This is a genomic window from Pseudomonas sp. Kh14 (assembly GCF_900291005.1).
Lineage (GTDB): Bacteria > Pseudomonadota > Gammaproteobacteria > Pseudomonadales > Pseudomonadaceae > Aquipseudomonas > Aquipseudomonas alloputida.
On sequence record NZ_OLKJ01000246.1, the window covers coordinates 1 to 245 of the forward strand.

The 245-nt window shown below is 51.0% G+C and carries 1 protein-coding gene; it reads left to right on the forward strand.

Annotated elements, in window-relative coordinates:
• Positions 1-245 (forward strand): anaerobic C4-dicarboxylate transporter family protein (locus FQ668_RS28000; RefSeq protein WP_306109849.1); only part of this gene is annotated, 245 nt, incomplete at both ends.

Sequence of the window (245 nt, forward strand, 5' to 3'; positions counted from 1 at the left end):
CTCATGGCTGGTACAGGTCATACCGCGTTCTCTACACTACCTGTAATTGCCGAAGTGGCAAAAGGTCAGGGTGTTCGTCCATCTCGCCCGCTTTCAATCGCCGTTGTCGCTTCCCAAATCGCGATTACAGCGTCTCCAATCTCAGCCGCAGTTGTCGCTTTTGCAGCTATGCTAGCGCCAATGGGCGTTGATTACTTAACACTTCTTGCGGTTTGTATCCCAACCACCTTTATCGCTTGTATGGT